General features: G+C 63.5%; 16 protein-coding genes and 3 tRNA genes. 1 reads left to right on the plus strand and 18 read right to left on the minus strand.

The features are described from left to right. The first annotated feature begins 254 nt into the window (after positions 1–254). Positions 255–2,987: a pyruvate dehydrogenase (acetyl-transferring), homodimeric type gene (aceE, locus tag HXO69_RS05385; protein WP_296545764.1), complete on the plus strand. Its 2,733-nt coding sequence runs from the start codon at positions 255–257 to the stop codon at positions 2,985–2,987. 173 nt (positions 2,988–3,160) lie between these two features. Here the strand turns inward: aceE and HXO69_RS05390 are convergent, their stop codons facing one another. From HXO69_RS05390 to HXO69_RS05475, 18 genes are all read right to left on the minus strand, one after another. Continuing rightward, positions 3,161–7,456 carry an amino acid adenylation domain-containing protein gene (locus HXO69_RS05390; RefSeq protein ID WP_296545766.1) on the minus strand — a complete coding sequence of 1,432 codons (4,296 nt, stop codon included), beginning with the start codon at positions 7,454–7,456 and terminating at the stop codon, positions 3,161–3,163. Positions 7,457–7,711: 255 nt separating this feature from the next. Then, on the minus strand, positions 7,712–7,939 hold the full coding sequence (locus HXO69_RS05395) for a phosphopantetheine-binding protein (protein WP_294628908.1): 228 nt from the start codon (positions 7,937–7,939) through the stop codon (positions 7,712–7,714). A gap of 33 nt (positions 7,940–7,972) precedes the next feature. Next, complete coding sequence (locus HXO69_RS05400) at positions 7,973–9,673, minus strand: (2,3-dihydroxybenzoyl)adenylate synthase (RefSeq protein ID WP_296545768.1); 1,701 nt, start codon at positions 9,671–9,673, stop codon at positions 7,973–7,975. A 255-nt stretch (positions 9,674–9,928) separates the two neighbouring features. Next, positions 9,929–11,332: an enterochelin esterase domain-containing protein gene (locus HXO69_RS05405; protein ID WP_296545769.1), complete on the minus strand. Its 1,404-nt coding sequence runs from the start codon at positions 11,330–11,332 to the stop codon at positions 9,929–9,931. Positions 11,333–11,866: 534 nt separating this feature from the next. Continuing rightward, positions 11,867–12,709: an ABC transporter ATP-binding protein gene (locus HXO69_RS05410; RefSeq protein ID WP_296545770.1), complete on the minus strand. Its 843-nt coding sequence runs from the start codon at positions 12,707–12,709 to the stop codon at positions 11,867–11,869. Further along, positions 12,709–13,815 carry an iron chelate uptake ABC transporter family permease subunit gene (locus HXO69_RS05415; RefSeq protein ID WP_296545771.1) on the minus strand — a complete coding sequence of 369 codons (1,107 nt, stop codon included), beginning with the start codon at positions 13,813–13,815 and terminating at the stop codon, positions 12,709–12,711. The genes HXO69_RS05410 and HXO69_RS05415 overlap by 1 nt, the downstream gene beginning before the upstream one ends. Further along, on the minus strand, positions 13,815–14,882 hold the full coding sequence (locus HXO69_RS05420; protein WP_296545773.1) for an iron ABC transporter permease: 1,068 nt from the start codon (positions 14,880–14,882) through the stop codon (positions 13,815–13,817). The genes HXO69_RS05415 and HXO69_RS05420 overlap by 1 nt, the downstream gene beginning before the upstream one ends. 144 nt (positions 14,883–15,026) lie before the next feature. Further along, positions 15,027–16,073, minus strand: coding sequence for a plasmid partitioning protein (locus HXO69_RS05425; protein ID WP_296545775.1), 1,047 nt, complete (start codon positions 16,071–16,073; stop codon positions 15,027–15,029). Between the two features lie 166 nt (positions 16,074–16,239). Next, a complete protein-coding gene (locus tag HXO69_RS05430) occupies positions 16,240–18,231 on the minus strand; it encodes a peptidase (RefSeq protein WP_296545777.1) in 1,992 nt (663 codons plus the stop codon). 127 nt (positions 18,232–18,358) lie between these two features. Next, the gene (locus tag HXO69_RS05435) at positions 18,359–19,438 is read right to left on the minus strand and encodes an iron-siderophore ABC transporter substrate-binding protein (protein WP_296545778.1); all 1,080 of its coding nucleotides are present in this window, start codon (positions 19,436–19,438) and stop codon (positions 18,359–18,361) included. Between the two features lie 336 nt (positions 19,439–19,774). Continuing rightward, positions 19,775–20,476 carry a ribulose-phosphate 3-epimerase gene (gene rpe / locus HXO69_RS05440; RefSeq protein WP_296545780.1) on the minus strand — a complete coding sequence of 234 codons (702 nt, stop codon included), beginning with the start codon at positions 20,474–20,476 and terminating at the stop codon, positions 19,775–19,777. Between the two features lie 69 nt (positions 20,477–20,545). Continuing rightward, positions 20,546–22,549, minus strand: a complete 2,004-nt coding sequence (locus tag HXO69_RS05445; protein WP_296545782.1) for an RsmB/NOP family class I SAM-dependent RNA methyltransferase — start codon at positions 22,547–22,549, stop codon at positions 20,546–20,548. Beyond that, on the minus strand, positions 22,546–23,514 hold the full coding sequence (gene fmt, locus HXO69_RS05450; RefSeq protein ID WP_296545784.1) for a methionyl-tRNA formyltransferase: 969 nt from the start codon (positions 23,512–23,514) through the stop codon (positions 22,546–22,548). Before fmt ends, HXO69_RS05445 begins: the two co-directional genes overlap by 4 nt. A 6-nt stretch (positions 23,515–23,520) precedes the next feature. Beyond that, positions 23,521–24,126: a peptide deformylase gene (gene def, locus HXO69_RS05455; protein WP_070831269.1), complete on the minus strand. Its 606-nt coding sequence runs from the start codon at positions 24,124–24,126 to the stop codon at positions 23,521–23,523. A gap of 240 nt (positions 24,127–24,366) precedes the next feature. Next, positions 24,367–25,215, minus strand: coding sequence for a PD-(D/E)XK nuclease family protein (locus HXO69_RS05460; RefSeq protein WP_296545786.1), 849 nt, complete (start codon positions 25,213–25,215; stop codon positions 24,367–24,369). Between the two features lie 106 nt (positions 25,216–25,321). Beyond that, positions 25,322–25,396 (minus strand) — tRNA-Val (locus HXO69_RS05465). A gap of 236 nt (positions 25,397–25,632) precedes the next feature. Continuing rightward, positions 25,633–25,705, minus strand: a tRNA-Glu gene (locus HXO69_RS05470). A gap of 23 nt (positions 25,706–25,728) precedes the next feature. Continuing rightward, positions 25,729–25,800, minus strand: a tRNA-Gln gene (locus tag HXO69_RS05475). Positions 25,801–26,016 lie beyond the last annotated feature (216 nt).

Below are 26,016 nucleotides of genomic sequence, written 5' to 3' on the forward strand. Positions count from 1 at the left end.
CTATTTAGGTGCAAAAAGACCATAACTAGCACTTTTAATGCGCATTTTTTCCACTCAGAGAGCCACAATGCGAAACCCACATCACAAAAACCCCCATTTGAGACCAAGAGAGGCACCTTTAGGTCTAAGATAGTAGAGATAAGAAGCGAAGTAGGTCTCACAGACCTATAGCGCTTAAACACAAAGATTGTTCGACAACGCAACATCGCGCGGCGGGCGATCTCACAACCGCACAGAAGAGAGGTTGGATTAGTTTGGCTAACGTACCGAACGAGCACTCCCTGAGCACCCTTCTTGATGGCCTCAAGGACATCGACGTAGAAGAGACCCAGGAATGGGCTGAGTCCCTCGAGGACCTTATCAAGACTCACGGCACCGAGCGTGCAGAGTACATCCTTCGCGCACTGCTCAAGGAGGCTGGCGCAAAGGGCGTTAAGGTCCCGACTCTGACCAAGACCGACTACATCAACACCATCCCCGTTGATCAGCAGCCCGAGTACCCCGGCGATGAGGAACTCGAGCGCCAGTACCGCGCATGGATTCGTTGGAACGCAGCAATCATGGTTCAGCGTGCCCAGAAGAAGGGCATCGGCGTTGGCGGTCACATCTCCACCTTCGCAGGTGTTGCTGACCTCTACGAAATGGGCCAGAACCACTTCTTCCGCGGCCGTAACCACCCCGGTGGCGGCGACCAGGTCTTCTTCCAGGGTCACTCCTCCCCCGGTGTCTACTCCCGCGCATTCGTTGAGGGCGTCCTGACCGAAGAGCAGATGGACGGCTTCCGCCAGGAGAAGACCAAGGGCGCAAACGGTATTCCTTCGTACCCGCACCCCCGTTGCATGCCCGAGTTCTGGCAGTTCCCGACCGTTTCCATGGGTCTGGGCCCCCTGAACGCAATCCACCAGGCATCCTTCAACAAGTACCTGCACAACCACAAGATCAAGGACACCTCCGAGCAGCACGTCTGGGCATTCCTGGGCGACGGCGAGATGGACGAGCCCGAGTCGCGTGGTGCACTGCAGCTGGCTGCAAACGAGCACCTGGACAACCTGACCTTCGTCGTCAACTGCAACCTGCAGCGTCTGGACGGCCCCGTTCGCGGTAACGGCAAGATCGTTCAGGAGCTCGAGGCATTCTTCCGCGGCGCAGGCTGGCACGTCATCAAGGTCCTGTGGGGCTCCGACTACGACGAGCTGCTCAAGAAGGACAAGAGCGGCAAGCTCATCCAGCTGATGAACGAGACCCTTGACGGTGACTACCAGACCTTCCGCGGTGAAGACGGCGGCTACATCCGCGAGCACTTCTTCGGCAAGTACCCCGAGACCAAGGAACTGGTTGCAGACCTGACCGACGAGCAGATCTTCAACCTGCGCCTGGGTGGCCACGACGACAAGAAGCTCTACGCAGCTTACAAGGAAGCTATGGAGACCAAGGGCAAGCCCACCGTCATCCTGGCACAGTCCATTAAGGGTGCAGAGCTCGGCCCCTACTTCGAGGCACGTAACTCCACCCACCAGATCAAGAAGTTCACCATGGAAGCACTGAAGGGTTTCCGTGACCACCTGAACATCCCCATCTCCGACGAGGAGCTGGAGAAGGATCTGTACAACCCGCCGTATTACCTGCCCGAGGCAAACCACCCGGCACTGCAGTACATGCAGGCACGCCGCAAGGAACTCGGCGGTTACATCCCCGGCCGTGCAAACACCCAGCCTGAGATTATCCTGCCCGAGTCCAAGGTCTACGCACAGACCAAGAAGGGCTCCGGCAAGCAGACCGCTGCTACCACCATGGCGTTCGTCCGCCTGATGAAGGACCTCATGCGTGTGAAGGGCTTCGGTCACCGTATCGCTCCCATCACCCCCGATGAGGCACGTACCTTCGGTATGGACTCCTTCTTCCCCTCGGCTAAGCTGTACAACCCCAACGGCCAGAACTACGTGCCCGTTGACCACCAGCTCATGCTCACCTACACCGAGTCCCCCGAGGGCCAGATCGTTCACGTGGGTATTAACGAGGCAGGCGCAACCGCTGCGTTCATCGCACTGGGCTCCTCCTACGACACCCACGGCGAGCCGATGATCCCGATTTACATCTTCTACTCGATGTTCGGCTTCCAGCGCACTGGCGACGGCTTCTGGGCTGCTGCCGACCAGCTGTGCCGCGGCTTCGTCATCGGTGCAACCGCAGGTCGTACCACCCTGTCCGGTGAGGGTCTGCAGCACAACGATGGCCACTCCCCGATTCTGGCGTCCACCAACCCGGCGTTCAAGATCTACGACCCGGCTTACGGCTACGAGATCGCTCACATCGTGGAGCGCGGTATCGAGCAGATGTACGGTACCAAGGACGAAGACCACAACGTCATGTACTACCTGACCGTGTACAACGAGCCGATTCACCAGCCTGCTGAGCCGGCAAACGTTGACGTTGAGGGCATCATCAAGGGTATCCACAAGATTAGCGAGTCCCCGCTGACCTCCGGCCCCAAGGCACAGCTGCTGGCATCCGGCGTTGCTGTTCCGTGGGCTGAGAAGGCTCAGCAGCTGCTGGCTGAGGACTGGGGCGTCTCCGCAGACGTCTGGTCTGTCACCTCGTGGACCGAGCTGCGCCGCGACGGTATTGCCGCTGAGGAAGAGGCTCTGCTGAACCCGAACCAGCCCGCTCGCGTTCCTTACGTGACCCAGAAGCTGGCTGGCGCTGCTGGCCCGATCGTCGCGACCACCGACTTCGCTTCGGATGTTCCCGACCAGATCCGCCAGTTCGTTCCGAACGACTTCGCAACCCTGGGTGCTGACGGCTTCGGCTTCGCAGACACCCGCCCGGGTGCACGTCGCTTCTTCCACATCGATGCAGAGTCGGTTGTTGTCCGCACCCTGCAGATGCTGGCAAAGCGCGGCGAGGTTGCAGCAGACGTTCCCGCGAAGGCATTCGCTAAGTACGACCTGCTCAACGTGAACGCTAACTCCGAGCTGGAGCAGCACTAAGCATTTAGCTGTAGAACCCCGGTTCTGCGTTAGACGCTAAACGATGCCCCCGGTTGATGATTCATCAACCGGGGGCATTCGTGTTTTAACTCAACCGCATGTTTTAACCGATGTAGCCCGGAGGTAACGACTATTACCTCCGGACTACTTCAGTTATTGGGGCGCCGGTGAGGCTAGCTGGCGAAGTGGCCGGTCACCTCCGCCAGACGCGCCGGGTTCACCAGATCAGGGTGCGTACCCTCCAACAGCACCGAACGGAACGACGACGCATGCGCCGCCCAACCCGCCGCATCCAGGTACGGCTGATCCTCGTGCGGCACACCCACCAGCAACACATCACCATCAAAGAACGCCTGCTCAGCACCACGCATGAGTGCCGCCGAAGCACGCATACTACCCAGGCACACGCCCAACTTCTCCTCCGGCAGGTAACCCATCGCCGAACCTGCCCTCTGCAGACGCTCCAACGTACCCGGCAAATCAAGCTGCTCATCAGCGGCAGGCTCCGGCAGGCCGCCCATACGCAGCAGCGCGCGGAAGCTCTCCTGCTCATCCGGCGCAGGCACGCCCTGCCACTGCTCCGAAGGATACGCATCCAACAGAACCACACGCTCAACCTGCGCACCCGCAGCCTGCGCCAAAGCCGCCACCTGCACCGCGGCGGTACCGCCCACAGACCAGCCCATCAGGGCAAAACGACGCGGCAACGAACGCTCCGCCAGAGTCTTCTCAATCAGCTTCAGGTAGCCTTCAGCCAGCTCCTGCAGGCTCGACGCGAACCCAGCCTGCGGGTCAGAGAACGCCTCAGCCTGCAAAGCATACACACCCTGCTGAGCCGGAAGATGCGAAAGGTACCCCCCATAGCACCAGCCCAAACCACCCGCAGGCGGCAGGATAAACAGCGGCGCGGGGGCATCGGTAGCGTCGTGCGCGGCAGGATGTTCACGCAGCGGCAGAACCGGCGCGAACTCCGCACCCTCGCCACGCTCGCCCGCAATAGACGCCGCCAAAGCCTGCACGGTCGGATGCGCAAACAGCGCACCAATGCTCACGCTCAAACCCAGCTGCTCCTCAACCGCGGCAATCACCTCAAGAGCCGCCAGCGAATGACCACCCGAGGCAAAGAAATCCTCATCCACGCCGAAACGCTCACGACCCAGCACACCGGCAATAATCGAGCACAGCTGCTGCTCCAGCAGGCCGTGCGGACCCTCAGCATCAGAAGTCTGAGGGGTCAGGTCCAGGGACGCCAACAGCTTGCGATCCGCCTTGCCGGAGGGGCTCACCGGCAGAGCAGGCAGGGTGTGCCACAGGGTCGGAACCATGTAGTCCGGCAGAACCTGCGCGCAATGCTCACGCGCCGCCTCCACCAGCTGCTCAGCACGCTCGGCGGACACATCGCCGACCTCCAGCACCGCCGCCAGGGCAGGCTCACGCAGGCCGCGGTACAGCAGAGCCACCGAAGCGCTCACCCCCTCAACCGCGGCAAGAGCCATCTCAATATCGCCCAGCTCCAGGCGCTGACCGCGCACCTTAATCTGATAGTCCGTGCGGCCTCGGTAACCAATGACGGCGCGACCATCGGGAAGAATCTCCCAGCACGCCAAATCGCCCGTACGGTACAGGCGCTGACTCTCACCGTTCAGCAGCGCGAGCGAACCGGCAGGAGCCTGCTCCACAAAAGCCGCCGCGGTCGCCTGCGGGTTGTTCTTGTAGCCGCGCGCCAGCTGCACGCCCGACAGGTGCAGCTCACCCGTCACGCCCACCGGCACGGGGTGGCCGGTCGGGTCAAGAATCAGGGTGCCGGTGTTCCAGACGGGCTCGCCAATGGGCACGCTCTCGCGCTGCGGGTCGGCGGCGGTCTCCCAGAAGGTGACATCCACCGCCGCCTCGGTCGGGCCGTACAGGTTCAGCGGGTACACGCCCAGAACCTCGCCCGCAGCCTGCACCTGGTCCTTCTGCAGCGCCTCACCCGAGCAAACCACGTAGCGCAGGGGCTGCTCTCGATCCTGACCGAAGCCAGCATCCGCCAAGATGCGGCGCGCCGCCGGTGAAGAGGTCAGCGCCGACAGCATGGTCGGCACAAAGTGCACCGCCGTGACGGACTGCTCGGCAATCACACGCGCCAGGTAGGCGGGGTCGCGGTGACCCTCCGGGGCGGCAATGACCACGGCGGCACCCTCGGCGAGCGGCCAGTACAGCTCCCACACGTGCACGTCAAAGGAGATGGGGGTCTTGTGCAGAACGCGGTCGCCCTCCCCCACCGGAATCTGGTGCTGCTGCCAGCGCAGGCGGTTATCAATCGCGCGGTGGCTGATGGCAACGCCCTTAGGCCTGCCCGTAGAGCCGGAGGTGAAGAGCACGTAAGCGTCCTCGTCCAGGCCGGTTTTCGCGCCCGGAAGCTCCTCAGCGGCGGGTGCCTGTACAGGTTCCTCAATGCTCAGCTGCGGTAGGGTGTGCTGCGGCAGGTTCGCGTGACGCTGCGGCTCCTGCGGGTTCAGCTCCTCCGCGCTCAGCGGGTGCAGGCCGGGGCCGTGCAACAGCAGGGAGCACTCGGCGTCCTCCATCATCACGCCCACACGCTCGGCGGGCAGATCCGGAAGCACCGGCACATAGGTGGCGCCGGCGTACAGCAGGGCGTACAGAGCCACGTACTGCTCGGCGCCGCGGTGCACGCGCAGACCCACCGCGTCACCGGGGTGAACGCCCCAGTCCAGCAGCTGCGCGGCAAGCGCACGGGCGCGCTCGTCCAGCTCGGCGTAGGTGAGGGCGCGGTCGAAGGTGTAGGCACGCTCCGACTCGGGGGTGAGCACCTCGCCGGGTGCGGGGGCGGAATCCAGCACTGCGAGCGCCTGCGGATGCGCCGCCACCGCGTCACGGAAGCGGCCCAGCAGGGTCTTATACTCCATCGGGTGGTCGGTCAGCGCCGGGGCGGTCAGCTCGCGCAGGGTTGCCAGTTCAGCCGCGGTCGCCAAACCCAGGTTGTTCAGGGAGGCGTCCTCGCGCTGCGCCTCCGCCGCGTAGGCGGGCAGCCACTCGCTCAGGCGGGCGGCGTGACGTTCCAGCTCCTCAGCGGTGTAGAGCGCCGGGTTCATGTCAATCTCGCAGGAGATGCTGTTGCCGCGGCCGGGCATGCCGCGCAGGGTGAAGGTCGCGTCAGCAACGGGACCGGCAGAGATATTGTGGATGCGCGCAGTCGGTACCGCGGATCCGGGCTCGTCCTTGGAGGGCGCCGCCAGCGGCAGCACCGCGTCAAAGGGCACCACGTTAATCTGCGCACCAAACAGCCTGGACTGGGCATTACGTGCGGTACGCTCGAGGTCTTCCTGACGAGCCAGCGGATGCTCCGCGTTGCGGGCGTACTGTTCCTTCACCGAGTGCAGGGACTCCGCGATGGGGCCGGTCGCCGCAACCTGCACCGGCAGCACGTTCACCGCGGTACAGCCGGTCTGCGCGCTAGCCGTGCCCAGAGCGCGGGTCGCCTCCGGCAGGGTGCGGGCGAACATGCGGTTCATCTGCGGCACGCCGAACGAAGCCTGCGGGTAGCCGCCCACACGCGCCAGGTACGAGCCGACGGCGGCGGTCGCCAACACGGGCCAGGAGACGGCGTGTTGCTTTGCCGCATCCAGCAGAGCCTGCTGGGTGGGCACGTCAATGCTGAACGCCAGGCGCACAGACTGAGCCGACGGGGAGGCGGTACGACCCGCCAGGGAGGTGTCTTCCTGTTCCAGGGCGCCGCTCGCCTCCCAGAAGGCGACGTCTTCGTCACGGGCGGTGGAGGCGGCATCGTCGGCGTCGAGCAGCTGTTGCAGGCTCATGCGGCGGGTTGCCGGAACCGGCTGACCGGCGGGCAGAGCACGGTAAATAGCGGCGACGCGGGAGAGGCCGTTGAACGCGGCGAACCCGTCGGCAACCACATGGGAGAAGGAGTGGTAGACCCAGAGGAACCCGCCGTAACGGGCCACGGCACTGCGCACGGTCACTCCCTCATCGGTCGCGAGGGGCTGGGCGAGCAGACGCTGCGCCCAGGCGCGTACCGGCGCGGGCAAATCAGAGTCAGGCAGGTCAGAGGCGTTCTCCTCCCCCGCCTCGGCGGTGCCACTCAGCTCCCCTTCATCTACGAGCAGGTCAATGCCCGAAAGGAACGCTTCCTCGGTCAGAATCTGCTGGGAGGCGGCACCATCGGCAATGCGGGTGCGCACGCGGAAACCCTCGTTCTCGCGGTAGAGCTGTTCAAAAGCCTCACGCAGCAGAGCGAGGTCGGTGTCCGCGGGACACTGCAGAACCTCCGCGGTGTTGTAGCAGGGGTTCGTCGGGTCAATCGCGGCGGCAAAGTAGATGCCGCGTGCGTTAGTGGTCAGCGGCAGCCAGGGGCTGTCAGCGCTGTGCTGTGCGGAGGGGTTCGCGGCGGTGCGAAGGTCGGAAGCAGTCCCGAAGCTAGCGGTTGCGGTAGTATCAGCTACGCCCATGGTGGCCTCTCAAGGTCTGGAACAAGGGTCTGGATTAGGGATGATATGCGGTGTGTTAAAGGTAGGTGTGAAAGGTAGGCTACTGCCCCGCCGCTTCACGCTGGCAGAAGTGCGCTGACAGAAGTGCACTGACAAGGGTAAACGCAGCCACACAACACGGCGTAAAACCGGCGCACAGAAAAACGAGGCGAGTAGCAAACACCCCGGGCACCCGCCTGCATTCGCGGCAGGCGGGCACTCGGGGTGTGATAACGCTTAGCCCAGGCGGGAGGCGATGAACTCCACGGTCGGGTTCTCCACCAGCTCGGTAAACTCAATTACGGCGCCCTCAGCGGCAAGGTCGTCGAGCAGGGCGAAGCAGCCCATCGAGTCCATGCCCAGGGAGAACAGGTCGGTGGTCGGCTCGTCAAAAGCGGTCTGCAGGGAGTCGGGCTCGACGATGTACTTCTCCATGATGGGGCGCAGGGTCTCAAATGCGGACATTTTTCTCCTCAATAGGGGTAGGGGGCGTAAGGGTTAGCCGAAAATTTCGGCAAGCTTGGCGCGCAGTTCGCGGCGAGAAATCTTACCCACGTTCGTGGTGGGCAGCTCCTGCAGAACCTGCACGCGCTCGGGAATCTTGAAGTCGGCCAGCTTCTTCGAGGTGAAGAACTCGTGCATCGTGCGGCGCGGGTTGTCGCCCAGGTCGGCGCCTTCCTTCGGCACAATGACCAGGCCCACGCGCTCGCCCACGGTTTCGTCCGGGATGCCCAGAACCACGGCGTCAAAAACGTCGGGGTGGGTCAGCGCCAGCTCTTCAATTTCGTCCACGGCAATCTTCTCGCCGTTGCGGTTAATCTGGTCCTTCGCGCGACCGGTCACCTCAAGGTACTTGCCCGCAACCAGGCGCACAATGTCGCCGGTGCGGTAGAAACCGTCCTCGGTGAAGCCGTAGCGGTTCGCGTTTTCCTCCAGGTAGTAGCCGCGAATCGTGTACGGGCCGCGGGTGAGCAGGTGGCCGCTCTCGCCGCGCTTGACCGGCTGGTCCTGATCATCAACAATCAGGATTTCGTCGTCGGGGCTAATCGGGTAGCCCTGGGTCCGCAGGCGCAGCTCAATCATGTCGGTGGAACGGGTGTAGTTCACCAGGCCCTCAGCCATGCCGAACACCTGCTGAACGGTGCAGCCGAGCACCGACTCGATCTTGCCCGCAACCGCCGGAGCGAGCTTCGAACCGCCCACCTGCAGGGTCTGCAGGGACGGCAGGGACACGCCGCGCTTCTCCGCGGAGGCGACCCACGCCTGAGCCAGCGGCGGCACCAGCGCGGAGGTGGTCACACCCTCCATCTCAATGAGGTGGAACGCGGTCTGCGGGGACGGATCCGCCGCAAACACCAGCTTGCCGGAGGCGCACATGACGCCCAGAATACCGGGCGAGCTCATCGTGAAGTTGTGGGCGGCGGGCAGCACCACGAGCATGGTCGTGTTGTTGTTCAGCTTGCAGATGTCGACCGAGCCGCGCACCGAGTACAGGTAGGCGGCGTGGGTGCGAGGAATCAGCTTCGAAATGCCGGTCGTACCGCCGGAGAGCTGCAGGAACGCCACCTGCTCGCTCGCGCGGGTCTTCTCGGTGTTCTGAATGACGCCGGGCACGAACTCTTCAGCGAGCTCTTCCTCGGTCAGCGGGGTCAGCGGCTCCGCAACGTCAATAGCAACCGGCGGCTCCAGGGAGTTCTTGCGCAGCTCGGCGGCAACGTCCTCGTGCAGGGCGGTGAAATCCGCGCCGGGGGTCAGCGAAGAGAACACGTGCGCCGCCGCGTCGGTGCGGGTCGCAAAGTGAACCAGCTCGGTCGTGCGGTGCTGCGGCAGGCAGAACACCGGCAGCGCAGCCGCCCAGAAAATACCCAGCAGGTACACCAGGTACTCGGCGGTGTTACCCAGCTGCAGCAGCACGCGGTCACCGGGCTGCACGCCAGCCTTCACGAGGCGCGCCGCAGCGGCACGGCCTGCCGCCTCCAGCTCACCGTAGGAGAGGCGAATCTGCTGGGGCTTGCCGTCCTCATCGAGCTGCGCGTGCGAAAGCGCCACCAACGCCGGGAAGTGCGGCTTCGCGCGGCAGGCATCGAGCAGGAACTCGGGGATGGTCTGGTCAATCCAGTAGCCGGCTTCGCGGTACTTCGCGGCAAAAGACTCGGGGATGAGCGGCGTGGGGGCCAGGGGGCTACGTTCTACGGTCATCTTCTCTCGATTTCTGTGTCGTTTGCGATTTCTATAGCGCTCACGTTGTGTTCGCAGCGTGATGCCATCTCGTCAATGAGGGCGGGTGCGCAACCTACGCCGGGTACCCTTCGGTACCCCTCGCGGCTCGGTAGTGCTGCACATCTCTTAGGATGTACTTCTCTAGGATACGGGCGCGGCGGTGTTTACCCTAACGGGAACCCCGCACGCCCACCATGCGGGGCGGCTCCAGCGGGGACCCACCCCCGTAGAAGCTTAGGCGGCATCTCGCTGATCCTCCGCGGAGCCCCGCTCAGCGTCAGCATCCTGACGGCAAGAAGCAATCATGCGCTCCAGCGCCGGCACAATCGCACCGCGCCAGCACGCATAATCGTGGCCACCATTGAAGGTCGTACAGCGTGCATTCTCCAGGCCCAGCTTCTCCAGGCGCGTCTTCAACTCGCGGTGAGGCGGCACCAGAATCCACTCCTGCTCCCCCACCTCAATCTCAAGCTGCAGGTGACGCAGACGATCAATCTCACCCGCCGCCTCCAGCTCGTCCAGGCGGTCCATGACCTGCGGCTGCCACAGCGACGAAGACTGCGCAATCGCGCCGCCAAACGCCTCCGGACGGCTCAGCACCGCCAGCAGGGAGGACAGACCACCCAGCGACTGACCGTTAATCACAATGTTCTGCGGGTCGGTCTTAATGCCGTGCACCGCCTCCAGGTGCGGGAACGCAATCTCCACCAGGTAGTCGGCAATCGGATTGTCGCCGTTCAGTTCCTTCCAACGGTTCTCACGACCGCCAGAGTGCAGGAAGAACACATGCATCGCCGGAATACGGCCCGCCTCATGGGCGCGGTTGAGGGTCTGCTCCATACCCTGGGTGAACCACATCTCACCGTCGAACTGGATGAACAGCGGCGCGTCCGGGGCGGGGTCACCCACGCGGCCAAGCACGTACTGGTGACCGTCAGAGGTCTGCATCCACTCGGGGGCGGGCAGCGCGTCAATCTCTTCCTGAGTCAGGATGAACTCCTGCACCGGGGCGTGCTCAAGCTGCACCACACCCATGCAACGACCGATACGGTTGCATACGGTCTCGGGGTTCAGCGGGTCACCTTCGCCGGAGTCCAGGGCGGCGCGCAGGCGCACCTGGTCGTCGTCACCCAGCCAGGTGGGGCGCTCGCCGGGCAGCGCCGGCAAGAAGTTATAGGAGGCACGCCAGGTGGTTTCCATCTGCATGCTCAGCTGCCACCAGCCGGTGCCCTCAATGCGGGTCATGAGGGAACGGTCGAGGTTCTTCTCATCGGTCAGGCGGTTGATGAACATGAGCACCTGCTCCGCCTGCTCATTGTGGTAGAGGAAGGTGACGATGCGCTCGTTCTCGCTGATACTGCCGTCTTCGCGGTGCGCCGGCTCAATAATGGGGGTGCCTTCGGAGACGACCTCAAGGATGCGGGCGTTCAGCTCTTCGGGGCTGACCGCCTCGGCGATGAGGGCGCTGATGAGGGGGCTGTCCACGCGCGGTGCCGGTACGGGGCGCGGGGTCTTAGGAGGGGTCGGGCGCACAGCCGGCGCAACGGTACGCGGCTGCGCAGAAGTAGCCTGGGCAGAAGCAGTCTGCACAGAAGTAGCCTGTGCGGGAACGGTCGCGGTGGGTTCGTGCTGGCCCAACGGTTCCTCCTTGGTCTGTGGAAACACTCAATCGGTGAGAATCGGTGAGGAGGCGCATTATCGTTAGTTAGCCTCTACTACCTCACTCTATGGTATCCCTTACCCAAACTCTAGCCAAAGGAAAAAGCGAAAGAACCAAAACATGACAAGATGACAGCGAACGCGGGCAGCTTTCTCGCCCCCAAAATGGGGTCGAAAATTGGGGCGCCAGAATAGACTGCACGAATAGGCGGCACAAACCGGGCGGTTAAATGAGATGAGGCACCGAGACCGTGCATCAAACCTCTCAAGTCGCAACTTTCAAGGTCTCATGCGGCAGTCTCGGTGCCTCATCTGCGGGTTCCCAAAATGGAACCTACCCAGTGCTCGTTTCCGTTCATGCGTCAAAGACGGGCGAGCACCGGGTAGGCGCCCTACGCGCAGGGAATCCTGGGTCCCTCAGATCCTAACGTTCGCTGCTTGGCGCAATGCCGAGCTTTTCCACCCGTACTGAGACAGGTGGCGCAAACTCCCACGCGGCTTAGGGGCGAAAACTTATTTGCTTTCGCGGGCCGCCGAAATAGCGTCAGCGGCAATATGAATTGATTGGTTCTCCTTAGGAATCACCAGAGGAGTACCAGTGCATGGATCAGGAATAATGACCGATTGCAGGTCAAAAACTTCCTGAATAAGTTCCGGTGTAATTATCGCACGCGGATCGCCCTGAGCGATAATCCGACCCTGCTTCATTAACACAACATGAGTAGCATACCTGAAAGCAAGGTTCAGGTCATGCAACACCACAGCTACCGTTCGACCTTCGGAATGCAATTTCTTCGTCAGGTTCAGCACCTCAATCTGGTGCGTGATATCCAGGTAGGTGGTCGGCTCATCCAGCAGAATCAGCGGGGTCTGCTGCGCCAGGGTCATGGCAATCCACACACGCTGACGCTGACCGCCGGACAGCGCCTCAATGGGGCGTTCGGCAAGTTCCAGAACGTTCGCCGCCTGCATCGCCTCCACGCAAGCTTGCTCGTCCTCATCGGACCAGGAGCGCAGCAGCGACTGGTGCGGATAGCGGCCGCGCGCCACCACGTCCGCCACGGTCACGCCGCTGGGCGCCTCCGGGGTCTGCGGCAGCATCGCCAGGATCTTGGCGATAGCGCGGGACTTCATCTGCGGCAGCGGGGTGCCGTCCAGGCGAACCTCGCCATCCTTGAGCGGGTTCACGCGGGCAAGAGCCTTCAGGGTGGTCGACTTGCCGCAGGCGTTCGGGCCCAGAATAACGGTCAGCTCCCCCTCCGGCACCTGAAAATCTACCCCGTTGAGCACCGTATGCTCACCGTAGGCAACCACCATGTTCTCGCCTTCAAGGCGGGTCGTCACACTAGTGTTCACTAGCTCTTCTTCCTTTCGAGGTAAATCAGGTAAATCAGGTACAGGCCGCCAATCGCGCCGGTCACCACGCCCACCTGAATGATGCGGCCGGGAACGGCGAATCGGCCAATCAGGTCGGAGCCGAGCACCATGAGCGCGCCCATGAGTGCCGCGGAGGTGAAACCCACCCCACCGCTACGGGAGAGGGTCTTCGCGATGTGCGGTGCCGCCAGGGCGACAAAGGCAATCGGGCCGGTCGTCGCGGTCGCCAGCGATACCAGAAGCACACCGATGAACAGCGCCGCCACACGGTACGCGTTCACGCTCACGCCCAAACCGGATGCCACCTGGTCACCAAAACGAATCGCGCCCAGCGGGCGGACCAGCATCAGCAGCAGCGGAGTCACCACCAGCAGCAGACCCAGCAGCGCGTAGGTACGCTCCCAGGTAATGTCATTCAGCGAACCAGCCAGCCAAGACGCCGCAGTCTGCGCCTGAGTCAGCGAGGCACGCACCACCAGCAGCGCGTTGAACGCCGCCAGGGTCGAGCCCACACCAATACCGACCAGCACCAGGCGGAAGCCGTGCAGACCCGTACGGCGGGTCAACAGCCACACCAACACCGAGGTCGCCAAGCCACCAACCACAGCACCCAGGGCAACCTCAACGGGACCGGAATTGAACACAATAATCTGCAAAAGCGCACCGGTCGCGGCACCATTCGTGAAGCCGATAATATCCGGCGAACCCAGAGCATTACCCGAAATCACCTGGAAAATCGCACCCGACAGACCAAGCGCCGCACCCACCAGAAGCGCCGCCACAATACGCGCCGCACGCTGCTGAGCGAAAGCCACAGCAATCTGCTTACCCTCACCCATCAACGCCGGAATGACCTTCTCCGGAGCGAGCTTATAGTCACCCTGCAGCATGCCCCAAAACGCCAGTGCCGCAATCAGCACCACCAACGCCACATTCAGAATCAGCACACGCCACGGCACCTGAGCACTCACAGGACCGCGCACCGTCAGCACCGGGCGGCCACCCAAATCACGGCCGCGACGACGCGCAGCACGATTAGCGGAGCTGGTGGCAGTCGCCGTCGAAAGAGCGGAAGAATTCGACATTAGAGAGCCTCCACCTTACGACGAGTCATCAAGAACAAGAACACCGGGGCACCGGCAAGAGTCGCCACAATACCCACCTGAGTCTCCTGCGGAGCCACCAGCACACGCGCCAACACGTCAGCACACAGCAGCCACACCGGACCCAACAGCGCCGAACCATAATTCACCCAGCGCACATCATTACCGAGCAGAGCACGCACCACAAACGGCACCGCCAAGCCCACAAAACCAATCGGACCCACCGCAGCAGTCGCCGCACCGGCAAGCACCGTCACCGCAAGAAGAGTCAGGTTCTGGGTCGTACGCACGCTCACGCCGAGGCTGGTCGCCGCCTCCTCGCCCATACTCAGAGCATTAATCGCAGGAGCCACAAAGAACGCCACCAGCACACCCAGCACAATTACCGGACCCACCGTCGACGCGATATCCATGCCGCGGCCCTCCAGCGAACCGGCAACCCACACGCGGAACTCGTTATACGCATCCTGATCAGCCAAAATCAGGCCCTGCGCAATCGCCGACAGCGCCGCAGAAATCGCCACACCCGCCAACGCAAGCTTCACAATCGAGCCATCACGGCCACGACCCAGCGTGTACACCAGCACCGCAGCCAACGCACCACCAATCGTCGCAGCAATCATGTACTGCCAAATACCCATGACGCCGAAAACCACCACGGAAGCAATCACAGCCACCGCAGCACCGGCATTCACACCCATCAGACCGGGCTCAGCCAACGGGTTACGGGTCAACGACTGCATCAGCGAACCGGCAACAGCCAACGCGGCACCAGCCGCAAGACCCACCAGCGTACGCGGAATACGCTGCTCCATCACAATCGTCTGCGCCTGCTCAGAAGCAGTGCCATTGAAAACAGCCAGAACCTCATCCGGCGGAAGATTATTCGATCCGAACAGCAAAGAAGCAGCCACAGCACCCGCCAAAAGCACCGCAAACAAGAACAGAAAAGTCAGGCGCTTACCCAACTTCTGCCCCTGAATCACAGACCCCTGACGGGACGTACTCTCCTGCTGAACACCTCGGGACAATGAGCTCGTGCGGGCCACTATGCTCCTTATGCTCGATACAAGAAAACAGGGAGGCGCACCCCGGCACCCCACATCAGGAGGGGGCACCCGGCACACCGGTAGATAATGAGAGAAACGCCGGAGCGGGCGGGTCACTCCCCCACCCGCATCCGACGTTAAGTCTTAGCGCTTACGGGCCAGCAGCAGCGCAGCGGCAGCCACCACGCTCACGCCCAGAACCACCACGCCAACCCACGGGAACGCAGCACCGTAAGTCACGGTCTGCACGGTGGATGCGGTGTTAGCCGCGCCCGAAGCCGAAGCGCTCGGGCTCGACGCAGTACCGCGCGCAACAGCCGCAGAAGATGCGCTCGCCGAAGCGGTCGCCTTCTTCTCGCCCGCAGCCGCAGAAGCCGAAGGCGCAGAGGAAGCGTTAGAAGAACCAGAGGTAGTACCCGAGGAATCAGCCTCCGAGTTCAGACGATCGTACTCTTCCTTGGTGATGGTGTTGCCGTCAGCATCGGTGTACACGGTCTCAGCCTCAGCCGCGCCACCTGCAGAACCGTTCGAGGAGCCGTTCGAACCGCCGTTGGACGAAGATTCGTTGGACTCGTTAGAGCCCTGAGCGTCGTCTGCAGAGTCGGAGTTATTAGAGTTCGAACCGCCATTCGAGGAACCGCCGTTGCTCTTCGAGCTGGAAGAGCCACGGCTCGAGGAAGAACCCGAAGAGTTCGAGGAGGAGTTATCCGAACCGCCCTCGCCCACCACGGTGAACTCGGGGCTGCGGTTGGTGTACGCCTCGGTACCCAGGTACTTGCCGTCCTTATCGCGCTTCTCACCGGTCGCGAGGAAACGCAGGGTGTGGGTGCCAGCGCCAACATCCGGCAGAACGAAAGAACCGGAGACGTTGCCGTTGCTGTCGGTCTTCTGGGTGTGCACCACGCAAGCGCCCTGAGCCGCGTCAGAGGGGCACAGATCGCCGTCGTCAACCTTCACGGACACCACAGTGTTCGCGGGGAAACCGCTCACGCTAAAGGAAATCACGCCGTGCTCATTCACCGAAGAAGAGACAGTCGAGGAGGTGCCGGGGGTAGATGCCTTCGCACCGCCCGGAGGCAGAGCGGAAGCGGTGCCGACACCCAAGCCCAGCGCCAGGGTTGCGGCGGCGCAGGCGGTCAGCGCCTTAGAGGTCAGAGAAGCCTTCGGGGCTCCCGAAAAAGGTGCACGCATGGTGGTCCTTTCAAAAATTACCGGGGTCGAGCTGAACGCTACGAGGATTGCGTCAGTGCTGTTCAGCGGGTTGTGACCCGAGTGGTTGATGGGGCACCCGGCCCACACCCCTGTTCAAGGGTGCGGGGCGTGAACCGGTGCCGGTATGAATGTGTGGTCAGAGAGCTTACTTCTTGGAGGTGCGCAGGATTAGAGCCGCGGCCAAAACCACCAGGCCAGCCGCCGAGAGCAGCAGGTTGTTGGCGTTGTTGACCACCCACTTGGTCAGACCGGTCAGCTCAGTACCCTCAATGACAGGGCCCTGAGCCTTCGTACCTGCGGCCGAGTTCTGGGAGCCCTGCGTGTTCTGCGAGTTCTTCGAACCTCCCGCGGCCTTCACAGCCTTCTTTGCGTTAGCCTCGGTCTTCTGCAGGTTGGTTGCCAGGTTCTTCTGCGCGCTCTGAACCTTCGCCTTCGCCTGCACGCGGTTCACGATCGGGGAGGTGCTCTGCGACAGTGCGGCGAGGGATGCGTCCACGTCGGTGGCGCGGGTGCTGATGCGGCCGCCCGCGTTACGCATGGGAACCGGCGCGGTGGAGGTGCTGGTTGCGGGGTTCTCGTTCAGCTCTTCGACCAGCTGGTCGGTGGCGTCCTGCTCATCGCGGGAAACTTCCTGACGAGGGGTAACAGCACGTTCCACGGTCAGCTCTGCGAAACCGAGCACGGCGTTCTGCGCACCCTGGTTGCCGTTGTGCACAACCACGCGGTAGGTGGCGGCGGGCATGCTCACGCTGGTTTCGTAGCTGAAGCTGCGGTTACCGTCGAGGCGCTTCCAGCCGGAGCCGTACAGGGTCTGCGGGGAGTTGCCCAGGTAGGTCGCGGCGTACACCCAGGTGCCCGGCTCGGCGTTCGGCACGGTCACGGTCACGGTGGAGCCCTCGCGGCTCACCTGCACGCCGTTACCGTCGGTCAGCTCGGAGGCGCTAATCGGCTCGGGTGCATCACCGGGTGCGTACTCGCCGATGGTGAAGGTAGTGTTCACGCCACCCTGGCTGTTGGTGCCGCCGTAGGTGCCGGAGCGGTCACCGTCGCGCAGGCTACCGGTCAGCAGGCGCAGGGTGTGCTCACCGGAGGCGTACTTCGCGGCGTCTTCGTCGTTCTTGAAGGCTGCGTTGTCGCGGGTGGGCAGGTCAATCCAGGCGTCAATGTGGCCGTTTTCATCGGGGGTAACAATAGCCCAGATGGTGCGGTTGTCGTTGACTGCGGTGGCGTCGTTGCGGGACACCTTGCCGTCATCAATCTTCAGACCGATAACGGATGCCTTCTTGTCCTCGGGGTTGCACCAGCCGTCACCGGTCAGGTGCAGCTTGCCGCCCTGAACAGCCTTCGGGTTCTCGATGGTCAGGCGCGGGGTGAAGGAGCCGTCAGCGGGAGCGCAGGTTTTCGAGTCTGCGCTGGGTGCGGGGGTCGGATCCGCGGTAGGCGCGGGGGTGGGATCTGCAGTTGCGCTGGGGTCCGCGGTAGCCGAAGGGTCTGCGGTAGGCTCGGCAGTCGCAGAAGGCTCAGCGGTGGCGCTGGGGTCAGCAGTGGGCTCAGCGGTCGGTGCCGGGCTCGGAGCCGGGTCGCTCAGCGTAATATTCTGCGCCACAGATGCGCGACGATCGTAGGTGTTACCGTCAGCGTCCATACCGCCCAGGGAGCCGGAAAGCACCTGAATACGGTGGCTGGTACCCTCCACGATCCAGCCCTTGTTCTTGAGCTGTTCAGCGGTCAGACCGGTGTTTTCGGGGGTCGGCAGGGAGACCTCAACCTCGAAGGTGCCGTCCTCCTTGGCGATTGCCATGAAGTTCGCGGGCGAGTTGCCGCCCTGCTTGGTGAGCGGGTTAATCGCCTGGTGAGCCTCATCCGGCAGGGCGTCGAGGAACTTCACGGCGAACACTGCGCCGCGGCCGGATGCGGTGCTGGTGAAGCCGGTTCCGCGTAGCACAAGCTTGCCTTCGCGCCACTTCTCGGTGGAGATGGTCACGGTAGCCTTAGCGTCCTGCTGGGTGGCTACGGGGGTGTCCGCAAATGCGATGGTGGTACCGGTCAGCGCGGCTCCGGGGGTGATGAGCGCGCCGGCGAGCGCCACGACGGCACCGTAGCGGGCTGCGGTGCGTGCGGGTCGGGTTTCGGTCATTGTGGTCCTTGAGGATGGTGTGGTGGGTCGTGCATCCCCTGCCCGCCGCGAGTTTAGGTCGCGGCGAGCAGGGGTTCAGAAAGCCTCGGCGGGTGATTACTTCACCGGGTGTTTAGAGCGGGGCGTTTTAGATCGGAAGCGCCTTCTTGACGTCTTCGATAATGCCGTTGAGTAGCAGCGGGCCGCCGGTGGAGGTCCACTTGGAGCCCTCAACCAGGATGACGTGGTCGTCCTTGACTGCCTTCAGGTTGGTGAAGCCGGAGGTTTCCTTCGCCTTCTTCAGTGCCTCTTCGGCGCCCTGCAAGCCCGCGGTACCCTGCGCGTTCGGGTTCTGCTGGCTTGCGCCGCCGAGGGTACCGAGGAACATGTAGTCCGCGTCGATGGTTGCCAGGTTCTCCAGAGAGACAGGCTCGGAGTGGCCCTGGCCGTTGCGGTCCTGCGCCTCGGGGCGCTTGAGGCCCAGGTCGGTGAGCACCTGACCGGCGGGCAGTTCCTTCAGAATGAGGGCGGGGCCGTTGCCTGCCCAGCGCACGATGGAGAAGGTCTTGTCGCCGTATTTGGGTGCCAGCTGCTCCTTCAGGGTTGCGGCGCTTGACTCGTATGCCTTGATGACTTCTTCGCCCTTGTCCGCCATGTTCATGGCGTTTGCAACGTTGCGGAAGTTGATGCGCCAGTCGCCGCCCGCGTAGCCGCAGTAGACCACGGGGGCGATCTTCTTGAGGGTTTCGTAGGCGTCGGAGCGCTTGTCCACGCCGGTGGAGTCGACCAGAATCAGGTCGGGCTCGAGGTTGCCGATCTGCTCGTAGTTGACCTGCGCGACGGTGCCGATGATCTGCACGCCCTTGGCGCGGTCGGCAAGGTAGTTGGGCACACCGGACTGGCCGCGGCCGGAGACGGAACCGACGGGGGTCACGCCGAGGGCGAGCAGGCCGTCGAGGGTGGGTTCGGAGAGGACGATAACCTTCTGCGGGTTGGCGGGAACTTCTACGTTCTCTTCGTCAATATCCTTGATGGTGCGGGTGCCGCCATTACCGGAGCCACCCGAGGTGGAACCGCCGGAAGTGGTGGTCGTGGTGGTCTCGCTGCTGCATGCCGCGAGGGCGAGAGCAGCCGAAGAGGCGAGCGCCAGGCCGAAGAATGCGCGGCGGTTAACGCCCGATGCGCCGTGGTTCTCGGCGTCGGTCAGCTCGGTTCGGTTGAAAGACATAGTTCCCCCTATAAATGACTAAACTATACCTAACCTTACAGATATCTGAGTGTTACATCAAGGCGGGTTCAGTTTGGCTTCTCCGACCGTCGCAATACCCGGTTTTGCCGCGGAATTCCGCGGGTTAACATATTTCACGCTTTGTCATAGTCTTGCTGACATTATGTCACTTAAAAGGGGTGGTTCTCCCCCGCCCTGCGTACACAAAACGCCCCGCAGCGAAGAACCGCGACGGGGCGCGCTCTTCACAACGGGGCGTATGAGGTTTATTCAGTACAGGCGCCGAATCAGGGCACCGGACTCATAACGCAGGGGCACCACTCCCCGCGTGCACCGCTAGTGGCCGCAACCGCATCCGGCGCCGGAACGCTTGACCGAGGCAACCGCCGCACGCAGGGAGGCGATTGCCGCCTCCGGACCGCCGAGCGCCTCGTCCACGCCGTAGACCGAGCTACCGGCAACGAAGCAGGTTGCGCCCGCCTCCGCGGCACGCAGGATGGTCTCCTCGGTGATGCCGCCGTCCACCTGCACGGTCACCGGCAGGTTCGCGCCCTCAATCGCCTTGGCGGCGCGGGCAATCTTCGGCAGGGTCACGTCCAGGAACGCCTGGCCGCCGAAACCGGGCTCCACGGTCATAATCAGTAGCATGTCCAGTTCGCTGAGCATGTCCAGGTAGGGTTCCACGGCGGTTGCCGGGCGCAGCGCCATGCCCGCCTTCGCGCCCTCGGCACGCAGGGTACGCGCCAGCTTGATGGGGGCGATTGCCGCCTCCGCGTGGAAGGTCACCGACTCGCAGCCCATGCTGGCGTACTGAGGTGCCCAACGGTCGGCGTCCTCAATCATCAGGTGCACGTCGAACGGCACCGGGGATACCTCGCGCAGACGCTTGACCACCGGCGGGCCCCAGGTGAGGTTCGGCACGAAGTGATTGTCCATCACGTCAATATGCGCGGCGTCTGCGGTGGAGATGCGCTCCAGCTCGCGTTGCAGGTTCGCGAAATCCGCCGAGAGGATGGAGGGGTTAATGGCAATACCCATGTGTGTTGTCCTTAGGTTGCACTCCCCCGGCACCCGCTCGGTTGAGCGGGGCACCGGGTGGATAAGAGGTTAGTTCTTGCGCAGCAGGGCGAGGAACATTGCGTCGGTTCCGTGCACGTGCGGCCACAGCTGGGCGGTGGTCGGGTTCTCCGAAGCCTTCACGACCGGCGCGCCCTTCTTGACCTTGATTTCGGGGGTGTGGCCGGGGTCCTTCTCCCCCGCCAGCACGCTCACGGGTTCGCCGTTCGCGCCTTCGGTGTGCAGGGCGACCTCGCGCAGTGCGGCAGCCGAGTCGAGCAGGCTGACCGCGCCGCTTTCGAGCACCTCGGCAACAATGTTCTGGGTTTCTGCCGCGTGCGGGGAGCAGGTCACGTAGGCGATCACGCCGCCGGGGCGGGTCGCCTCAATGGCCGCGTCTAGGAGCTGACGCTGCAGGGGTAGCAGCTCGGCGATATCGCGCGGGGACTTGCGCCAACGCGCCTCGGGGCGGCGGCGCAGGGCACCCAGGCCGGAGCAGGGCACATCCACCATGACGCGGTCGAAAAGCTGACCGGGTTCAATGGAGCCGGGCAGTGCGGAGGCGTTCTTGCTCAGGGTCCCGCGGATCTGGCGGCCGTCACCGGTGAGCACCGTGTAGCTGTCCTCGGGCAGGGGGCGCATGGAGGATTCCACGAGCTGCGCGCGGTGCGGTGCCGCCTCGTTGGCGACCAGGGATGCGCCGCGCTGAACACCGATAGCGCCGAGCAGCGCCGCCTTACCGCCGGGGCCCGCGCACAGGTCGAGCCAGGCGGTGTCGGCGCCGTCCAGGGGTGCTGCGGCGAGCGCGCGTGCTACCAGCTGGGAGCCGGCATCCTGGGCGCGGACGGTGCCTTCACGCACCGATTCGAGGCGCGCCAAGTCACCGGAGGCGTACAGCGCCGAGCCCTCAACCAGCTCGCCGTCGACGGCGCCCTGTTCGCGTGCCTCGTCGAGGCTACCCAGGCCGGGTAGCGCCACCAGGTTCACCACGGGCGCGAGATTGTCCGCTTCGAGCAGCTGCTCAATTTCGGTGGCGGGACGGCCGTGCGCAACCAGTGCCTGACGCATGGAACGCACAATCCAGCCGGGGTGCGAGGCGAGCAGAGCCATGCGCTCGGTGTCGTCCTTCGCGTCCTCGATGATGAGTTCGTACCACTCTTCGGGGGTGCGCTCGGAGACGCGGCGCAACACCGCGTTGATGAAGCTTGCCGGGCCCGCACCGATCTTTTCGCGGGCCAGGGACACGCTCTGGTTCAGCGCAGCGTGGGCGGGCACGCGCATGTTCAGCAGCTGGTGCACGCCCATGCGCAGCACGATCAGGGTGGTGGTGCCGACCTTCTCGAGGGGGCGGTCCACGCAGTGGCGCAGGATTGCGTCGTAGGTGCCCTGGTGTCGCAGCGTGCCGTAGGTCAGCTCGGTTGCGAAGCCTGCGTCGCGGTGGTCAAGGCGGTGGCTACGAATCGCCTTGGGCAGCACGAGGTTCGCGTAGGCGTCAGATTCGGCAACGGAGCGCAATACGTCGAAGACGGTTGCGCGTGCGGTGTCTGCGGTACGCGAGCGTGCGGAGGGTGCCGCCTCGGAGAATTCGCGGGCGGACATGGAGCGGCGGTTGCGTTCGTGGCCGCTCTTATTGCGCTGGGAGGTGCCGCCGCCACCGCGTTTGGTGTCGTCGTGCTCGGTCTTGGCGCGGCGTGCGGCGCGTTCGACGCTGGTCAGGCCGTCGAAGCGGCGGCCGGTGCGGGACTCTGCGCGGTTCTCATGACGATTTTCGCCGCGCGGTTCGAAGCGCTTCTTGTCGCCGCGAGAGTTGTCATCCCACTTCTGCGGGCGGCCCTGGGAGCGCTGATTCTGGGAGCGCTGGTTCTGCTGGCGGTTCTGCTCGTTCACGCCAGCACCCGAGCCGGTACCCGAGCCGGAGCGGCGGCGACGCTTACGCTTCGCACCGCCCTCACCCTGACCGTTACCCTGGCTGAACTTGCCGTTGCCGGGCTTGCCATTGCCAGCGTGACCGGGCTTGCCGTGTCCTCCCTTGTAGGGGCGCTTTTCGTTGCTCATGCGAGTACCACCAGGCCTTCCGCCATGTCCTTGCCAGCGCCGCGAGCCCACGCGGGCGCATCCATCATTTTCTTACCGGCAGGCTGAACCTGCAGCAGCATCAGCGGTTCGGTACCGGTGCCGACCAGTACCTTCTTCGCGTGCAGGCGCACCGCACCGGGTGCGAGGGGGCCACCGTTTGCCTCGGTCAGGGACTGCACCAGGCGCTCGTCGGCAACCGCCAGGCCGCCGATTTTGAAGCGGTTTTCGCCCAGTTCGCACCAGGCGCCGGGTTCGGGGGTCACGCCGCGGAAGCGCGCCAGGATCTGTTCGGCGGGCTCGGTCCAGGTGAGGCGGCCGTCGGCGATGCTCATCTTGGAGGCGTAGCTGACCGACTCGTCCTCGACCTGCGCGGTGCCGCTCTCGCCGGCTTCGAGACGTTCAAAGGTGCGCTCGAGCAGCGCACCACCGCTGGTGGCGAGGCGCATCAGCACGCTGCCTGCGGTGTCGTCGGCGGCCACGGGGGTGGATTCCTGTTCGAAGGTGGGGCCGGTATCCAGGCCTTCTTCAAGAAGGAAGGTGGTGGAGAAAATTTCCTGCTCACCGGCGATGAGGGCGCGCTGTACGGGGGCGGCGCCGCGCCATGCGGGCAGCTTGGAGAAGTGCAGGTTGACCCAGCCGTAGCGCAGGGATTCCAGCGCGGACAGCGGCAGCAAGGCACCGTAGGCGACCACGGCGGCTGCGTCAGCGTTCAGTTCGGCGATGGCCGCGGCGGCTTCGTCATTCCAGCGGTTTGCCTTCACGATGGGCAGGCCGAGCTCTTCGGCACGCTGCGCGACCGGGGAGGGGGTGAGCACGCGCTTGCGGCCCACGGGGGCGTCTTCGCGGGTGAGCACGCCGACCACGCGCACCTTATCGGAGTTCGCGAGGTAGTCGAGCGGAGGCACGGCGACGTCGGGGGTGCCTGCGTAAATAATGTTGAGCATGTGGACCTACTTTCCGAAGCTACCGAAGGAAGAACCAGCAGAACCTGCACCGAACGCGCCACCGGCACCGAAGGCACCGCCCACGCGGGTTGCACGCTCGGTCACGGTCTTCGCGGCGACAGTGTTGTAGTCTGCGGCGCGCAGGGCACGCATGACGCGCTGGCGATCTTCTCCCACGAGGCGGTCGATGAAGAGCTTGCCGTGCAGGTGGTCGGTTTCGTGCTGCAGCATGCGCGCGAACAGGCCCTCACCCTCCAGTACGAGGGGTTCACCGTGGCGATCCACGCCGGTCACGCGCGCCCAGTTCTTGCGCGGGGTCGCGGACTTCTGACCGGGCACGGACAGGCAGCCTTCGCCGCCTTCCTGGTCTTCTTCGCCGACCTCAAGCACGGGGTTGATGATGTAGCCTTCGCGGTCGTCAATGCCGCCGAAGGTGAAAATCTGCTTGGAGATGCCAACCTGCGGGCCGGCAAGGCCCACGCCGCCCACGTCGTACATGGTTTCTAGCATGTCGTCGATGAGTCGTGCCAGGTCGTCGTCGAAGACGGTGATGGGGTCGCAGACGCTGCGGAGCACCGGGTCGCCCACGGTGCGGATGCTCAGGATGGTCATGGTTCTCCTCTGCCGGCAGGTGCCGGGAATGTGCTTACGGATTTCAATGTGGTGGCAGAACTGCGCTGGGAGGCTCTCCCAGTAGCGGGTTCTTGCCAGTGGGCGCGCGGGCGCCGTTCTGCCTATTTGTTCTATTGTCGCCGATTCGGTAGCGCGAATCTAGAACGAATCGAGGCGCTGGGGGTGGAGGCGGCAGGGTGAGGGCTGAGCCTCACCTCCCCGGCTGTTGGGGCCTCTCCCCTATGCCACCGGCGGCGGTACTACGGGCATGAGCGCGGGGTCTTCAAATTCTTTGACCTGGCGGTCGAATTCCCAGACGCGGCGCAGGGCGCAGAACTTGTACCAGTTGCGTTCGAGCACGGCGGGGTTTGCCTGTTGCGGCAGTACTTGGGTTTCGCCGAGCGCTACGCCCATGAGGACGGGCGCGTCGCCGTATTTCCAGGGCTCCCAGGTGCCTTCGTCAGGGTCAACGATGGATTCTTCGGCTTTGAGTCCGGCGACGAGCTGCATGACGACTTTCTCGTCGAGTGCTTTGACGCGGCCTCGTTTGTCGGTGCCTTTGGTTTTGTAGTCGATAATGCAGGTGCGGCCCGCGATTTCTGCGACGAGGTCGAGCGTGCCCGCGTAGCCGACGGTGTCATTCCAGATGGTGACTTCGGCGGCGAGGGGGCGGGGCTTGAACGCTTCCCACCATTCGTCGAAGCGGTCGGCGTAGGCCTGTTCGCCGTTGATGATGAGCTGTTCGCGGTTTTCGTCGAGGTTGTGTTCGCGGCCCATGGCGCGCAGGGCGACGGCTTCTGCGTAGTTGTGGACGCGGTCGCCTCGGGCGGCGGCTGCGTCGCGGTATCGTTCGGAGGCGCTGGCTGCGTCGCGGATGATGGCGAATTTGAGGCCGTGGGATCCGGTGGCGCGGTAGGCGCGCTGGTCTTCGAGGGCGGCTTTGGCTGCCATGTACCCGTGCCAGCCGCTGAGGTCGCTGGCGTGCTGCCCGATGACGGTGGTGATGGAGGGGACGAGGAGTTCTCCCCCGCGTTTGCGGGAGTACATGCGTCCGTAGTCGGTGGCTGCGGCGAGTTCGGGTGTTGTCACGGGGTACCTCATTCTCGGGTGGTTGTGTCCGCTGCGGTGGACTGTTGCCGGTGGGTTTGACCCGGTGGGCATAATAAAACCCCCGTTCCTTGAAACGGGGGTTCTTTGGTGCGTGATACTGGGTTCGAACCAGTGACCTCTTCGGTGTGAACGAAGCGCGCTACCACTGCGCCAATCACGCTTACGGATAAGACTATACCGAGGCTTGGCGTGAAGGTCAAATTCTGCGCTCTCTTTTTTTACTGCCGCCGAGAAGCCACTTGTGTTTCGAAAAGCAACCAAAGTGGTGGCTTCTCGAAGCGCTTGTGGCTTTTCGAGGCGGTTCTGGCGGCATCATAGAATCTAAAAGGTTTTTCGACGGATACAGACATAAACAAAAAAGCCTGGCTTCCGAAGAAACCAGGCTTTTTCCTAGTGTGACCCCAACCGGATTTGAACCGGTGTTGCCGCCGTGAGAGGGCGGAGTACTAGGCCGCTATACGATGGGGCCGCAACCTCCATAGTGGAGGTTAGCTGGGATACCAGGACTCGAACCTAGAACAAAGGAACCAGAAACCTTCGTGTTGCCAATTACACCATATCCCATTACTCTATTGAGTTACCGTTCCATTTTTCGCCTTTCGGCTTTTCACCGGAACGAGTAATAACTATACGGGTCTTTCTGGAGGCGTGCAAGCTGAAATCTGGAGAGCCGCCTCACATTCACGGTTTCATGCCCGCTAATCCCGCGGAATTTCGGGGTTTTTGGGGTTAAAAAGTTTTTTAAATTTCTTCAAAAAGTGGGGTTTGGGGCCGATTTTC

The sequence above is a fragment of the Rothia sp. (in: high G+C Gram-positive bacteria) genome (genome assembly GCF_015265375.1).
Classification (GTDB): domain Bacteria; phylum Actinomycetota; class Actinomycetes; order Actinomycetales; family Micrococcaceae; genus Rothia.